A 14,589-nucleotide genomic window follows, 5' to 3' on the forward strand; every position below is an offset into this window, starting at 1 on the left:
GGTCACGGTCTATCGAGAGAGCAAGACCCCTCACCCGGCGCTACGCGCCGACCTCTCCCCGGCGGGGAGAAGTGAAATCGAAGCCGCGGCACTGGCCGCCGAAAAAGCTAAGCCGCCGAAAACAAAAAGGGCGGCAGATTGCTCTGCCGCCCCTTGATCCCCGGAAGAGGAAATTACTTCAGGTTGGACATCGCGGTCAGGTCGACCGAGAGCTTGGCGATACCAGCCGCGCCGCACCAGTTGGAGCCCGTGCCGAGCGGATTGATCGGGGTAACGTTGGTGGTGCCGCCCGCGGTGTAGTCGCTGGTGAAAGCGCTGCAGTTACCCTTCGACATGTCGGTGTCGGAATAACGCAGGTCGAGCGTGAACACCTTGTAGGTGAAGCCGATGCCGATGTTCCAGGTGTTGTAGTCGGCATACTTGATGCCGTTGGGGAACGCCGGGACGCCGTAGAAGCTGTCGGAGGTGCCGAGCCACTGCCGGCCGAACTCGCCCGACACGTACATGCCGACGCCGCTCGAGCCGAACACGGTGCTGGGCGCGGTGTACTTGCCGATGATCGAGGAGTAGTTGCCCCAGGCGCCGGTGTTGAGGAAGTTCGGCGAGTAGTATTCGTTGATGGTGAACGCCCAGTTGTCGTTGATGGTCCAGGTCGCCTTGCCGTAGACTTCGAAGAACGAGACGTCCTTCTTCATGACGTTGCCGTTCGGCAGGAAGTTGGTGGCGCACTCCGCGCTGAGCGGCTTGCCGGCGGTGTCGAACGGCGCGCCGAAGTAGCAGGTTCCACCCGGATACAGGTAACCCCAGACGCCGATGTCGAAGGCGAAGGCGCCGAAGGTCGGGCGGATACCGCCGTAGACGTCGACTTCAGCCGCAGCGCGGTTGGCGAAGGAGATGCTTTCGGTCGAGGTGCCGATGTAGAGCTGCAGGTCCTTGTTGACGTTGTAGCGCGGCTCGAAATAGGCGGTGACCGACGGATTGTGGTTCGACTGGGTGACGCCGCGGAAGATGTAGTCGCTGACGATGCCGGCGCCAAAGGCGATATCCCACGGATCGAAGGGAGCCGGCGGCGGCGCCTTGACGGCCTTCACCGCCATGTCAGCTGCCATTGCCGAGCTCGAAATCATTGCTAGCGCCGTTGCTAACAAAGCCAGTTTCTTCATGACGATCCCCATCCACTTTTCCAGACAGCCCAGTTCCGGTGGCCCCCAGGGCGCGCGATAACGGACTGCAACTCAATCGCGTGTGGTCAATTTGAAACGCAGCCCCGTTTTGGAGAAGGCGAAAAGACATGCATCTGCCGACTTTTTAGGCGTTCTGGCAGTGACGCCACACGTTGGTTGGCGGGTGTTGCATTTGCACCACAAGACTGAGGCTCCCGTTCCGGTTGAACGACCCAATCCAGCCGGAAACGAGCAACGGTTCGACGCGCTACGGGCGGCGTCGCCGCGAATCGTCCACTCCGCAAAACTACGGACTGCCGATACGGAAAAAGCCGCAGCGGCGTCCGCTGCGGCTTCGATCAGGTGAACCAATACGGGTTCGGTTAGTGATGCTCGCCGTCGGTGGTGCCCCAGTTCGGCGCCGGCTCGTGGCTCGGCGTGGCCCAGCTCGGGGCCGGCTGCGGCTCGGGCGCTGGCGGTGCTGCGGCCGGGGCAGCCGGCTTCGGCGCCGCGGCCTTCTTCGGAGCGCTCTTCTTGGCAGCTTTCTTCGCAGCCTTCTTGGGTGCGGCCTTCTTCGGAGCAGCCTTCTTCGCGGCTTTCTTCGCAGCCTTCTTGGCTGACTTCTTCGCCGATTTCTTGGCTGACTTCTTTGCAGCCTTCTTGGCCGACTTCTTCGCTGACTTCTTGGCCGACTTCTTCTTGGCCGCTACCGCCTTCTTGGCCTTTTTGGCCTTCTTGCTTTTCTTCGCCTTCTTCGACTTCGCCATCGTGGTCCTCCTGTTGCCGCTATGTGAGTCCGCCGGGCGTATTGAAGTGATCGCTTGCCGGACGTTGGCTGCACCTCGGGGAGAGGCACCCTCCACTTCGCTTGTCGGGCATGATGGCCGCGCGATCGCTTCGCGTCTGTGGCTGAGGAAGCGCCGGTCCTTCACATTGCTTCAGACACATTGCGTCAGAGACGTTGCGTCAGGGCAAGGCTGAGGTCCGGATCATGCTCGAGTGGCAGTCGATCAATTCAATCCTGGCCGGGGACCTCCTGTCGCCCAATCGAGAAGCTCAATCGTGTGCACCACAGGAACTGACGTACCGCCGGCAATCTGAACCATGCACCCAATATTGCCCGCGGCGATCATGTCCGGTTTGACAAGCGCAATATTGGCGACCTTGCGATCGCGCAATCTGCTCGCAATGTCGGGCTGGAGAATGTTGTAGGTCCCCGCCGAACCGCAACACAAATGGCTCTCAGGCACATCTTTCACCACGAATCCATTCTTGGAAAGCAATTCTTTCGGAAGTTGAGTGATTTTCTGTCCATGCTGCAACGAACAAGCCGAGTGATAGGCGACGGTGACGTCGCCCTTCTGCGTTGAAGGTGCGAGCTCGAGAGTGCTGAGATACTCGGTGATATCCTTTGTCAGCGCCGAGATTCGCTGCGCCGGCTCGGCGAATGCTTTGTCCTCGCGCAGCAGGTAGCCGTAGTCTTTGACAACTGTCCCACAGCCCGAGGTCGTCACCAGAATGGCGTCGAGCCCGTTCTGGTCCGCTTCCCTTTGCCACACCGTGATGTTGGCCCGCGCGCGCGCCAGCGCGTCGCCGTCCTGTCCCATGTGATGGGTCAACGCGCCGCAGCATTGCTCGTCCCGGACCAGCACCACCTCGACGCCGTGCCGGGTCAGCACGTTGATGGCGGCCTGATTGATGCGCGGCGCCAGCACCTGCTGGGCGCAGCCCTGCAGCAGCGCGACCCTGCCGCGCCGCCGGCCGTTCGCCGCAAACACGGTTCCCGCTGCCGGCCCCGGCTGCGGCAGGCCGCGCGGCGCGAGCGCCAGCATCGCCTTGATCCGCCGCAGCAGGCCGGGGCTCGACGCGCCGACCGACGGCGTCGGCAGCAGCGCGGCGAATGGACGGGCGAGCCCGGCCAGGATCATGCTGATCCGGAACAGGCCCGGCCGCGGCAGCACGAGGGCGAGCACCGACCGCAGCATCCGCTCGGTCAGCGGCCGCTGATAATCCCGCTCGATCCTGACCCGGGCCTGGTCGACGAGGTGCATGTAGTTCACGCCCGACGGGCAGGTGGTCATGCAGGCGAGGCACGACAGGCAGCGGTCGATATGCTTGACCACCTCAGCCGTCGGCGGCTTGTCCTTCTCCAGCATCTCCTTGATCAGATAGATGCGGCCGCGCGGGCTATCGAGCTCGTCGCCGAGCAGCACATAGGTCGGACAGGTCGCGGTGCAGAAGCCGCAATGCACGCAGGCACGCAGGATATTGTCGGCTTCCTGGATGTCGGGATCGGCGAGCTGCGCCAGGGTAAACTCGGTCTTCATGCCCCGCCTCGAATCGTCCGGCCGCGGTTGAGGATCGACCTAGGATCGAAGCTCGCCCTGATACGTTCACCGAGCGCGGCAAGCCCTGCGGGTTGCGGCTGGAACACATCGACCGCACGGCGCATGTCCTCGGTGGCACGGAGCAGGGTGGCGTGTCCCCCAATCGCCTCGACCTGGCCGCGGACCAGGGCGGCCTGCGCATCGGCACTCGGCGGCACCGCGGCCCAGATCAGTCCGCCGCCCCAGTCATAGATCACGTCGCCGCCGGTTGAGCGCGCCAGCGCCTGACCCAGCGCGCCGCCCGCGGCCGGCGGGCAAACGATGCGCCACACCGGCCAGGCCCCGAGCGTACCGTTTGCCGCGAACGGCGCCACGTCGCGCAGCGCGCTCCAGATCGCAACCGAGGCGTCGTCCGCGAGGCTGTCGACCGTTCCGTAGGATGAGAGTGTCTGGCTCAGCGAGGCGGCCCGGTGTGCCGCCGACGCCGAAATGCCCTCGAGCCGCACCAGCGTGACCGGCTGGCCGGAGGCTGCGAGGCCGGCGAGCGCCCCGGCGCTGGACCGCAACACCGAGCCGGGCAGGTGCGCAGCGCCCGAGACGTCGAAGGGCGACCCCAGCGCCGCCGTCATCGCCTTGTTGGCGGTGACGTCGTCGAGCCCGCGCAGCACCAGCGTGCGTTCCGCTTCCGGCTTCGGCATGACCTTGAGCGTCACCTCGGTCATGACCGCGAGCGTGCCCCAGGACCCGGTGAGCAGCTTGCAGAGATCGTAGCCGGTGACGTTCTTCACCACCCGTCCGCCGGTCTTGAAGCTGTCGCCGAACCCGGACACCGCATGCGCCCCGAGCAGATGATCCCTGATGCCGCCGGCCTTGATGCGACGCGGACCGGCAAGACCGGCACCGATCATGCCGCCGATCGTGCCGGCTCCCGCGGCGCCGAGCAGCACGGACGTGTCCATCGGCTCGAAGGCGAATTGCTGGTTCTTGGCATCGATCAGGGATTGCACGTCGGCGAGCGGCGCGCCGGCCTCGACGGTGATGATCAGCTCGTTGGGCTCATAGGCGCTGACCGCGTTCAGCACCGAGACGTCGAGCACCGCATTGGTCGGCATCGGATGGCCGATGGCGCGCTTCGATCCATGACCGATGACCTCGAGCGGCTGCTCGCTGGCGACCGCCGCGCGCACCACCTCTTCGACATCCTTGATGTCTCTGACTTTGAGCGTTTCCACCCGCTAGGCGGTATCGAAATTCGGCTCCGAAATCAAATGCGCGCGCCGAACAGGTCCCTGAATGCGACGAGCCCGGCCGCGGTGATCTCGACGGAACGGCCCTGCGGCCGGCGCCGGATCCAGTCGCGCTGCAACGCGAGGTCGGCGACCGCAGCCCCTGCCCGCCCGGCCAGATGCGGACGCCGCTCGCTCCAGTCGAGACAGGGCCGGCACAACAGCCGCCGGCTTCGCGCCGGCGATCGCAGGTCGATGCCGAGATCACGGAGAAATGCGCGGCCCGACGCGGTCAGCTCGCCGGCTTCCTGGTCGAGGTGGAGGTGGCCGTGCTCCCGCATTGCGTCGGTGACGGCGACGCCGAGCTCGCCGGCAAGGTGGTCGTAGCAGGTCCGGGCGCGGCGCATCTCCGCATCGATCCACGGCAGCGGCCGGGACGGCTGCGGATCGATCGCCGCGACCGTCATCATCCCCTCGAGCATCTGCGCAACCAGCGGGGTGGCCAGCCGGTAGAGGCGGCGCGGACCGCGCCGCTCGACCTTGAGCAGCGCACGCTCGACCAGCCGGGCGAGATGCCAGCTCGCGGTCTGCGGCGTCACGCCCGCGACCCGCGCCAGCTCGCTCGCAGCCTGCGCGCGCCCGTCCATCAGGCGCGACAGGATGCCGGCGCGGCCGGGATCGGCGATCAGGGCGGCGAGTTCCGCAAGCTCGGGGGCGATGGTCTGCATGGCCAGCTCCGGCGTCGGTCGAAGTCATCCATTCGTCGCACATCGCGCTGCCGCAACGCTTCGATCATGATCGAAATGTTCACGACATCGACACTTCGATCACCACCTAACCGAGCTCAACGAGCGATCCACTATCTCTCGCCTTGCGGTTCGGCTGGCACGACGGTTGGCGCAAATCATCTGGAGGCGATCATGAAGCGTTCGGAACGTACCACCACGACGATGATGCTCACCCGGCGATCGGCCATCGGCTCGTTCGCCGCGATCATGGCGATCGCCGGCGTCTCGCCCTGGGCCGGATCGCAGGCTCGATCGGAGCAAAACAACGGAGGAATGCAAATGAAGCACTATGCGATGAGCACGAGAACCATCAGCGATGCGATCAACACGTCAGGCCTTCTGGTCGTCGCGCAGTGGGAAGCCAGGGAAGGCCAGGCCGACAAGGTCGCAGCAATCCTCGACAGCTTCCTGCCCGAGGCGCAGAAGGACCCCGGCACCAAGCTGTTCCTGATCGGACGCGGCAAGGACAATCCGGCGCAGTTCCTGTTCTACGAATTGTTCCAGGACGAAGCGGCGTTCAAGGCCCATGCGGAGAGCGCCTATTTCAAGACCTACATCGCGGAGCAGGCACTGCCGCTGCTCGCCAAGCGCGAGCGGACGCAATACGCGCTGCTGTGAGCTGCGGCGCGGCGGGAAGGATGCAAATCCTTCCCGCGGGGGCACAGGTCAGATCGATGCGCTGCTGTTGCCGAGCCTTGCGCGCAGCTCGACCCGCTCGGGCGGCTTGCGCCAGAAGCCGACGATCCCGATCCGCGACAGCACCGCGGCCTCGAACGTCTCGACCTGGCCGCGGAGCCGAAGCGCATGTTTCTCGACGAGATGCCAGGACGCGACGGCGACGCCGAAGGCGAGCGGTAGGCTGATCAGGATGTTCAGATACCAGTGCTGGACCGGCGGGCCGAACGAGGCAACGCATTGCTGGATGACGAAGCCATAGAGATAGAGCCCGTAGGAGTAATCGCCTGACGATACGATCCAGCTGCGCCGTGGATTCATCAGGCCGAGATAGCACGCGACATAGGCGGCCGGCACCGGCGCCAGTGCGTCGCCGCGTCCCGTGGCCATGCCGGCGGCACAGGCCACCAGCGCCAGCAGGCAGACGGTGCGGTTGAACGGCACCTTGTCGCGCCAGAGGTAGAAGCCGACGCCGGCAAGGAAGCAGAACACCAGAAGATGCGGGCGAAGCTGGATCGGCACCTCGTCCCAGCGATAGATGTCGTAGCTCACCAGCGCGACCTGAACGACCACCAGGAACACAAGGTAGGCCACCCGGTTGAAGCAGATCGTGGTCACCGCGAGCAGCGCCAGCACGACGTAGCACCACAATTCGTACGGCACCGTCCAGAGCTGGGCATTCACCACGTCCGGCAGCGGATTGTGCAGGAATACGCCCGGCAGCTCGTAGTGGATGTCGCCGACGATATTGAGAAAATAGGCGTGGAATTTCGGGTCGGCGACATACTGCGCCAACGGCAGTTCGGTGAAGACCGAACCGATGATGATGGCCGACAGCGTCGTCTCGACCGCGAGCGCGGGCCCGATCCGAAGCACGCGCAGGCCGAGGAAGGAGATCAGGCTCTTGCAGCGCTGCAGGCTCGCCGTCACCAGAAAGCCGCTCAGGGAGAAGAACAGCGCCAGGATCATCGCGATGCCGATGCGAAGCGTGCTCTGGATCTCCAGCGCCCGGCCGAGCCCGAGCGTCACGTTGGCGCCGTGCAGGCAGATGATCGTCGACGCCAGCGCGATCCGCATGTAGTCGAAACCCGCGGGCCGATTGCGCGAAAGCGCCAGCTGATCAGCCAGGCTGGGCATCGATGTGTTGGCGAAGACATGCATCTTGGGAAAATACCGGGGAACAGTTGAAGGCCGTGTAAATGGTGCAAGCGCAAACTGCACGACGCACAGCGGTGGCCCTGACGGCCGTCGCGGCAAGCATCGGTTAAGGTTATCGGCTGGTGAGCGCAATCCGTCGAAATGTATCGTTCGGCGACCCGTGATTGTGATGGCGGCTCGGCCGCCGCAGGGAGAATCGCCCCAATGAACGTCAAACTAACAGCCGTCGCGCTGCTCTCGATGATGATGATGGCAGGACAGGCGCGTGCTGCAATTCTCACCGACGCCGAGGCGACGTTCGTCGAACAGCTCGCTACCGCAGCTGCCGTGCTCGAACAGCGCTGCATCGGCTATGAGGCCAATGGTGCCGGCGGCGTTCAACTCGGCGCAAGAACTCTCGGCAGCCTGATGCCGCGATGGCAACGATCAACGCCTTTGACGCGGCCATCAAGGCCCACGACGGCAATGACTACGATCCGGATAAATTCCGCCCCGAAGTGTCCGAAGCGGCCGGAAAGACCTTCAAGCGCGTCCGGGCGGAATTGATCGAAGACCCGGAAAGAGCCTGCGCCACATATGGCGACAGCGGCGCGGCGGTCGGCCTGCTGAGACGGTACTAGAACCGCGGGATATCCGGAAAGGCCAGCTTGCCGGCGTGGACATGGACGCGGCCGAGCTCGGCGCAGCGATGCAGCGTCGGAAACACCTTGCCGGGGTTGAGCAGGCCCTCGGCATCGAAGGCGCATTTCAGCCGCTGCTGCTGGTTGAGGTCGATCTCGGTGAACATCTCCGGCATCAGGTCGCGCTTCTCGATACCGACGCCGTGCTCGCCGGTGAGCACGCCGCCGAGCTCGACGCAGCAGCGCAGGATGTCGGCGCCGAACGCCTCGGCCTTCTCGATCTCGCCGGGCTTGTTGGCATCGTAGAGGATCAGCGGGTGCAGATTGCCGTCGCCGGCGTGGAACACATTGGCGACGCCGAGGCCATACTTCTCCGAGAGGTCGCGGATCCGCGCCAGCGCCCTCGGCAGCGCGCCGCGCGGGATGGTGCCGTCCATGCAGAGATAGTCCGGCGAGATGCGCCCGACCGCGGGGAACGCCGCCTTGCGGCCGGCCCAGAACAGGTTGCGCTCGGCCTCCGAATTGGAGATCTGCAGCGTCACCGAGCCGCAGCCCTTGGCGATGCTCTCGACCCGCGTGATCAGCTCGTCGACCTCGATCTGTGGGCCGTCGAGCTCGATGATCAAAAGCGCCTCGACATCGAGCGGGTAGCCGGCATGGACGAAGGCTTCCGCGGCGTGGATCGCGGGCTTGTCCATCATCTCCATGCCGCCCGGGATGATGCCGGCGCCGATGATCCGTGCGACGCATTCGCCGGCCGCCTCGACCTCGGCGAAGCGACCATCAGCGCGCGCGCCGTCTCCGGCTTCTGCAGGATGCGCACCGTGATCTCGGTGATCACGCCGAGCAGGCCCTCCGAGCCCGTGATGATGCCCATTAGGTCGTAGCCGGCATTCTCGGCCGACTTGCCGCCGATGCGCAGGATCTCGCCCGACATCAGCACGATCTCGCAGCCCAGCACGTTGTTGGTGGTCATGCCGTATTTCAGGCAGTGCACGCCGCCGGAATTCTCCGCGACATTGCCGCCGATCGAGCAGGCGATCTGCGACGACGGATCGGGTGCGTAGTAGAAGCCGGCATGGGCGACCGCCTGGCTGATCGCCAGGTTGGTGACGCCGGGCTCGGTGACAACGACGCGGTTGTCGAAGTCGATCTCGCGAATCCGCTTGAACTTGCCGAGGCCGAGCAGCACCGCGTCGGCGAGCGGCAGCGCGCCGCCGGACAGCGAGGTGCCGGAGCCGCGCGGCACCACCTTGATACCCTGGCCCTGGCAGTATTTGAGGACCTTCGCGACCTGCTCGGTGGTATTGGGCAGCACCACGACCATCGGCGGCTGCCGATAGGCGGTCAGGCCGTCGGATTCATAGGCCAGCATCTCGGCGGCGCTGTCGATCACGCCCTCGCCGGGGACGATGGCGCGCAAGGCGGCCACGATTTCGGCGCGGCGAGCAAGCACGGCCTGGTCGGCCGCCGGCATCATGATGGACATTGCTGTTCCCTCGGCGGGCGTTTGCCCTTTGCCGATTTGTTACGACAAATCAATCAGGTCTGCACCTGGTTCAGTCGCCTTGTTTCAGTCAGCCGGCCGAAGGTCGGATTGCCCCGCCCGGCAATGCCGAGTTCTCTCTCGGACAAGCGGGCGGTCATGAAACCTGTCAAAGTTTCGTGGCTTGTCCTGTCCAAGCCGGACATGCCACAAAAGATCACTACCCCCCGGGACGAAACGAAGAGAACCCCATGAACCTAAAGACCTTGAGCGCGCTGGCGGTCGTCACATCGCTGGCCACAGCATCCTCCGCGCTGGCGCAGGATGCCGCCGCCGGCAAGACCTCGTTCAACAAATGCCTCGCCTGCCATGCGATCGGCGAAGGCGCCAAGAACAAGGTCGGCCCCGAGCTCAACGGCCTCGACGGCCGCCATTCCGGCACCGCGCCGGACTACAATTATTCCGATGCCAACAAGAATTCCGGCATCACCTGGAACAAGGAACAGTTCCTCGAATACATCAAGGATCCGAAGGCCAAGATTCCCGGCACCAAGATGGCATTCGCCGGCATCAAGAACGAGACCGAAGCCCAGAACGTTTGGGCCTACATCTCGTCCTTCGACAAGGACGGCAAGCAGAAGCAGTAATCGGCGGTATCGGACGGCGTCCGCCCTGTGCACCAGCCAGGGCGGACGTTTTTGTTGCGTTCAACGCGGCAACAGATTGGTCTTGGCGAGATCGACCACCTCGTCGCCGCGGCCGCTCATCACGGCGCGCAGCACCCACAGGCTGAAGCCCTTCACCTGCTCCAGCGTAATGGTCGGCGGCATCGACAATTCCTGCGTCGCGGTCACGACGTCGAGCACCGCCGGCCCGTCATGCGCGAGCACGTCGCGGATCGCACCTTCGAGCTCACCCGGATCCTCCACCCTGACGCCGTGAATGCCCATGGCGCGGGCCATCGCCGCGAAATCCGGATTCTTCAGATCGACGCCAGTCTCGATGAACCCGGCGGCTTTCATCTCGAGCGCGACGAAGCCGAGCACGCTGTTGTTGAAGATCACGACCTTCACCGGCAGTTTGGCCTGGGTCAGCGTGATCAGATCGCCCATCAGCATGGCGAAGCCGCCGTCGCCGGACATCGACACCACCTGCCGTCCCGGCTGCGCCGCTTGCGCGCCGATCGCATGCGCCATCGCGTTGGCCATCGAGCCATGGACCCAGGAGCCGACCAGCCGGCGGCGGCCGTTCATCTTCAGATAGCGCGCGGCCCAGATCGTCGGCGTGCCAACGTCGGCGGTGAACACCGCGTCCTCGCTGGCCTGCTCGCTGAGCAGCCGCGCCAGATATTGCGGATGGATCGGCTTCTGGCCCGGCTTGCCGCGGGCCAGATCGTCGAGCCCGGCGCGGGCGTCCTTGTAATGCGCGAGGCTGGCGTCGAGAAACTTACGGTCGGTCTTCGGGTTGAGCTTCGGCAACAGCGCGGCGATGGTCTCGCCGACGTCGCCGACGAGGCCGAGATCGAGCTTGCAGCGGCGGCCGAGATTTTCCGGGCGGAGATCGACCTGGGCGATGCTGATGCCGGTCGGGAAGAACTGCTTGTAGGGGAAATCGGTGCCCAGCATCAGCAGCACGTCGCAACCATGCATCGCCGCATAGCCGGACGAGAAGCCGATGAAGCCGGTCATGCCGACGTCGTAAGGGTTGTCGTATTCGACATATTCCTTGCCGCCGAGCGCGTGCACGATCGGGCTCTTCAGCGCCTCGGCAAGCTTGAGCAGGCCGTCATGCGCGCCGGCGCAACCACGGCCGCAGAACAGCGTGACGCGCTTCGCGCCATTGAGCAGCCCGGCCAGCGCGTTCAATTCGGCATCGGCCGGACGCACCACCGGCACGGGCGGCAGCAGGCCTGCGTTCGGCGCGATGTCGCGCTTCGGCGCCGGCCGCATCGCGACATCGCCCGGCAGCACCAGCACCGCGACGCCGCGCTTGCCGATCGCGGCGCGGATCGCGTTCTCCAGCATGTAGGGCAGCTGCGCCGGATCCGACACCAGCTCGCAATAATGGCTGCATTCGCGGAACAGGTCCTGCGGATGGGTCTCCTGGAAATAGCCGCCGCCGATCTCGGCTGACGGGATCTGGGCCGCGATCGCCAGCACCGGCGTGCGGCTGCGATGCGCGTCGAATAGGCCGTTGATGAGATGCAGATTGCCCGGGCCGCAGGAGCCCGCGCATACCGCGAGATCTCCCGTGATCTGGGATTCGGCGGCCGCGGCGAACGCCGCCACCTCCTCGTGGCGCACATGCAGCCAGTCGATCGTGCCGCGCTTGCGCAGAGCCTCGGTCAGACCGTTGAGACTGTCGCCGACGACACCGTAGATGCGCTTCACGCCGGCCTGGGCAAGGGTTTCGGCGATAAGGTCGGCGATGTTGTCGATCCGCATGAGAGACGTCCTTTGATGAAATCGGAAAACCGCGCGACATGATGTTCGGCGCCACGCGGCGGCGCAAGTCTTGATGGATCACAGATTCGCGGGGGCAGTCTTGTCCTTTGTTGCTGTCTGTTGGACCAACCTGCCTGCCATCGCCTCGATCTCGGACGCCACGAGATCGGGCGCGGCGTACTGCACCATGTGGCCGACGCCTGACAGCACGATGAGCTTTGCCTGTGGCACTGTGGCTGCGAGCAGCCGCGAATGGATGGCGGTCGTGACCGTCTTGTCGACGTCGCCCGAAATGATTGACAGCGGCGCCTTGATCTCCGCATAGCGCGGCGCCTGCTCGACGACGGCGGCCTTCAGCGAGACGAGGTCGCGCGCGTTGGCGATGAACTCGCGCGGGCGCAGCAGGAGCAATGTCGCGCTGTCACGGACGAAATCGTCAGGCATCGGCTGCGGCGCGAACACACCGCTCGCGCCCGAATTGGCGACGAGGAGGCCGAGCGACAGCGTGATCGTTTGCGCAAGCAACGGTCCGATCAGCGGCGTCGAGATCACGTCGTTGTAGCGGCCGGCGCCGCCTCGCCAGGGATAGGCGACCGGGGCGAGCAGCACGAGGCCCGCAACGCGCTCCGGATGATCGAGCGCAATGCGCAGCGCGAGCGCGCCGGCCCAGGAATGCGCCACCACGATCGCGCGGTCGACACCGATCCTGGTCAGCGCCTCCACGATCATCCGGCCCTGGACCGCAGGCGTCGAATCCGCGGCGTGCTCGCGCGTGCTCCAGCCATGCCCCGGCCGGTCGATCAGGATCACGCGATGCGCTTTGGCGATTTGCTCGCCGAGCGGCTGCATCGCGCGGAGATTGGAGCTGGCGCCGTGCAGCATCACGACCGGCGGCCCTGCGGCATCGCGCGGGCCGAGCTCGACCACATGCAGCCGCGCGCCGGCCACATCGACCATGCGCCCCTGCGGCGGAAAGGCGCGCTGGATCAGCGCCACGCCGATTTGCGTCGCCAGGGCCAGCATCAGGGCCAGCGCCAGCCCGGCGGCCGCCAGCACGATGATCGCGGTCAACATCGAGAGGGTCCCAGGACTGTGGGGTCCCTGAAGGGAGTTGGGTATCGGAAGGGTGTTGGCCACCCCGAAATTACGGGGTAGCCGAAATCAGGTTTCGCCCAGTGCCGGACTTGAGCCCTGCCGGGGCCCGCTCTGATTCGGAAAGCCAATGTCGATTTTCCGGGCTCGGCCGGGGCACAGAGTTGTCCACAATGCGCCCAGCCTGTGGATAGCGGGTTCATACCTGCGTCATTAGTAATTTCATAGATTGCCGGTGGCATTTTCGCCATCAGACGCGAGGCTTCATCGAAACCGGGACGCTACCTGGGTGCTTCTAGGCTTATACACTGTATCCACAGGAACCCGCGTCCGCACGACGAGTTCAACGGGAAGTAATCGGAGGAGTACCATGATTTCCGACCCTAGCGATGCGGCCATCGACCAGATCGTGGCGAGTTGCAATGGCGACCTGCGCGGCGCCCTGAAGGCGTTGTTGCTCGTGAATGAGCACCTGGAGGCGGAGCTTCAGCAATTCTACGCTGCCGTCGCCCAGGACAGCGCGTCCCGCGGCAAGTTCCTGCACTAGTCTCCTACGCCGGACCGTATCGCGAGCAAGCACCAAGCTCGCGCTAACGTGCCCATCGCGTCCATCGGACCGCGATCGCGATCAATCGTAGGCAATCAGATGTCGCGGCCTTCGACCTTCTCGGTCAGCTGCTTGACGATCTGCGGCACCTTCTCGAGGTAGGGATCGACAGCCAGCGCCTTGCGGAAGGCGTCCAGCGCGCGCTTGTCGTCGCCCATATCCTGCATGATCATGCCGACACCCGCCAGCGCGCCGAAATGGCGGGGCTCGCGCGTCAGCACCTGCTGCAGATCTCCCAGCGACCGGACGTAGTCGTTCTTCAGGTAGTAGATCGTTGCACGCCGGTTCCAGGCCTCGACATAGTCGGGCCGGAGCTTGATCACAGCGTCCAGCAGTTTCAGTGCGACATCGACATTCTGCGCGTCGAGGGCGGCCTTGGCGCGCACCATCAGCAGCGCCGCGGTATCGCTCGGGGTTTGCAGCCACAGCGCCCAGATCCGCGCCTCGACGTGGCGGGCGCTGTCTTCATCAGGCGCGGCCTTCAGCGCGCCGAACAGGAAATCCAGCCCGCGGGTGCGGTCGGCCGGAACCTTCGGCAGCTTGATCGGCGCTTCCGGCAGTTTCTTCTGGGCCTTCGGCGGCGGAATCACCCGCGGATCGTCCTGCGCGACGGCCGCAACGGGCATGGCCAGAAGCGCGGCGATCAGGATCGCCAGCCGGCGGTTGGTCGGGCCAAAGAAGTTTAATCCCATGGCCGAAGTCTAGACGCACAAAGCCGCACTGCAAAGCAGCGCGGCGTCAAAGACCTGTGAAGGATGGATCGGAATCAGCCGCCGATCCGCGCGCAATCAACCCTGACGGGCCTTGAAGCGGCGCTGGACCTTGTTGATCACGTAGACGCGGCCCTTGCGGCGGACCAGACGGTTGTTGCGATGGCGGCCGCGCAGCGACTTCAGCGAGTTACGGACCTTCATGGGACAATCCTGTTACTTCGAAAGGCCCGTGTTGGAGGCCGTACCTGATCAATGCCAATGCTTGGGCAAGCCAATATCCGGGCAAGCCA

The 14,589-nt window shown here is 65.0% G+C and carries 15 protein-coding genes and 1 pseudogene; 4 read left to right on the forward strand and 12 right to left on the reverse strand.

Annotated elements, in window-relative coordinates; genetic code table 11:
* Positions 1-173: 173 nt before the first annotated feature.
* The 5 genes from AKN84_RS22595 to AKN84_RS22615 form a co-directional block, all read right to left on the reverse strand.
* A complete protein-coding gene (locus tag AKN84_RS22595; RefSeq protein ID WP_050422880.1) occupies positions 174-1,163 on the reverse strand; it encodes a TorF family putative porin in 990 nt (329 codons plus the stop codon).
* Between the two features lie 383 nt (positions 1,164-1,546).
* Positions 1,547-1,930, reverse strand: coding sequence for a hypothetical protein (locus AKN84_RS22600; RefSeq protein WP_050422816.1), 384 nt, complete (start codon positions 1,928-1,930; stop codon positions 1,547-1,549).
* Positions 1,931-2,173: 243 nt separating this feature from the next.
* On the reverse strand, positions 2,174-3,490 hold the full coding sequence (gene glcF, locus AKN84_RS22605; protein ID WP_050422817.1) for a glycolate oxidase subunit GlcF: 1,317 nt from the start codon (positions 3,488-3,490) through the stop codon (positions 2,174-2,176).
* Entirely contained in the window at positions 3,487-4,722 is a 1,236-nt protein-coding gene (locus AKN84_RS22610; protein ID WP_050422818.1) for an FAD-binding protein, read from the reverse strand. The genes glcF and AKN84_RS22610 overlap by 4 nt, the downstream gene beginning before the upstream one ends.
* A 32-nt stretch (positions 4,723-4,754) precedes the next feature.
* Positions 4,755-5,444 carry an ArsR/SmtB family transcription factor gene (locus tag AKN84_RS22615; protein ID WP_050422819.1) on the reverse strand — a complete coding sequence of 230 codons (690 nt, stop codon included), beginning with the start codon at positions 5,442-5,444 and terminating at the stop codon, positions 4,755-4,757.
* A gap of 192 nt (positions 5,445-5,636) precedes the next feature.
* On the opposite strand from AKN84_RS22615, the gene AKN84_RS22620 reads away from it, so the two are divergent.
* Positions 5,637-6,122, forward strand: a complete 486-nt coding sequence (locus tag AKN84_RS22620; RefSeq protein ID WP_244485392.1) for a putative quinol monooxygenase — start codon at positions 5,637-5,639, stop codon at positions 6,120-6,122.
* A gap of 48 nt (positions 6,123-6,170) precedes the next feature.
* Here the strand turns inward: AKN84_RS22620 and AKN84_RS22625 are convergent, their stop codons facing one another.
* Positions 6,171-7,316 (reverse strand): acyltransferase family protein, encoded by a 1,146-nt coding sequence (locus tag AKN84_RS22625; RefSeq protein WP_244485394.1) that lies wholly within the window; start codon positions 7,314-7,316, stop codon positions 6,171-6,173.
* 237 nt (positions 7,317-7,553) lie between these two features.
* Positions 7,554-7,718 (reverse strand): hypothetical protein, encoded by a 165-nt coding sequence (locus AKN84_RS49205; RefSeq protein ID WP_244485395.1) that lies wholly within the window; start codon positions 7,716-7,718, stop codon positions 7,554-7,556.
* A 35-nt stretch (positions 7,719-7,753) separates the two neighbouring features.
* Here AKN84_RS49205 and AKN84_RS49210 point away from each other — a divergent pair, with 35 nt between their 5' ends.
* The gene (locus tag AKN84_RS49210) at positions 7,754-7,957 is read left to right on the forward strand and encodes a hypothetical protein (protein ID WP_244485397.1); all 204 of its coding nucleotides are present in this window, start codon (positions 7,754-7,756) and stop codon (positions 7,955-7,957) included.
* Here the strand turns inward: AKN84_RS49210 and AKN84_RS22635 are convergent.
* A pseudogene (locus tag AKN84_RS22635) lies at positions 7,954-9,446 on the reverse strand (FAD-linked oxidase C-terminal domain-containing protein). The gene AKN84_RS49210 and the pseudogene AKN84_RS22635 overlap by 4 nt on opposite strands.
* 248 nt (positions 9,447-9,694) lie before the next feature.
* Here AKN84_RS22635 and cycA point away from each other — a divergent pair.
* Positions 9,695-10,090 (forward strand): cytochrome c-550 CycA, encoded by a 396-nt coding sequence (gene cycA / locus AKN84_RS22640; RefSeq protein WP_050422821.1) that lies wholly within the window; start codon positions 9,695-9,697, stop codon positions 10,088-10,090.
* Positions 10,091-10,150: 60 nt separating this feature from the next.
* Here cycA and poxB read toward each other — a convergent pair whose 3' ends face one another.
* Positions 10,151-11,887: a ubiquinone-dependent pyruvate dehydrogenase gene (poxB, locus tag AKN84_RS22645; RefSeq protein ID WP_050422822.1), complete on the reverse strand. Its 1,737-nt coding sequence runs from the start codon at positions 11,885-11,887 to the stop codon at positions 10,151-10,153.
* A 78-nt stretch (positions 11,888-11,965) separates the two neighbouring features.
* Entirely contained in the window at positions 11,966-12,961 is a 996-nt protein-coding gene (locus AKN84_RS22650; protein WP_128971074.1) for an alpha/beta fold hydrolase, read from the reverse strand.
* Between the two features lie 388 nt (positions 12,962-13,349).
* Here AKN84_RS22650 and AKN84_RS48115 point away from each other — a divergent pair, with 388 nt between their 5' ends.
* Positions 13,350-13,526, forward strand: coding sequence for a hypothetical protein (locus tag AKN84_RS48115; protein WP_167351865.1), 177 nt, complete (start codon positions 13,350-13,352; stop codon positions 13,524-13,526).
* 95 nt (positions 13,527-13,621) lie between these two features.
* On the opposite strand, the gene AKN84_RS22655 is transcribed toward AKN84_RS48115, so the two are convergent.
* Entirely contained in the window at positions 13,622-14,278 is a 657-nt protein-coding gene (locus AKN84_RS22655) for a tetratricopeptide repeat protein (RefSeq protein WP_050422823.1), read from the reverse strand.
* 96 nt (positions 14,279-14,374) lie between these two features.
* On the reverse strand, positions 14,375-14,500 hold the full coding sequence (gene ykgO, locus AKN84_RS22660) for a type B 50S ribosomal protein L36 (protein ID WP_002718645.1): 126 nt from the start codon (positions 14,498-14,500) through the stop codon (positions 14,375-14,377).
* Positions 14,501-14,589: the final 89 nt, after the last annotated feature.

The organism is Bradyrhizobium tropiciagri (assembly GCF_001189845.1).
GTDB classification, from domain to species: domain Bacteria; phylum Pseudomonadota; class Alphaproteobacteria; order Rhizobiales; family Xanthobacteraceae; genus Bradyrhizobium; species Bradyrhizobium tropiciagri.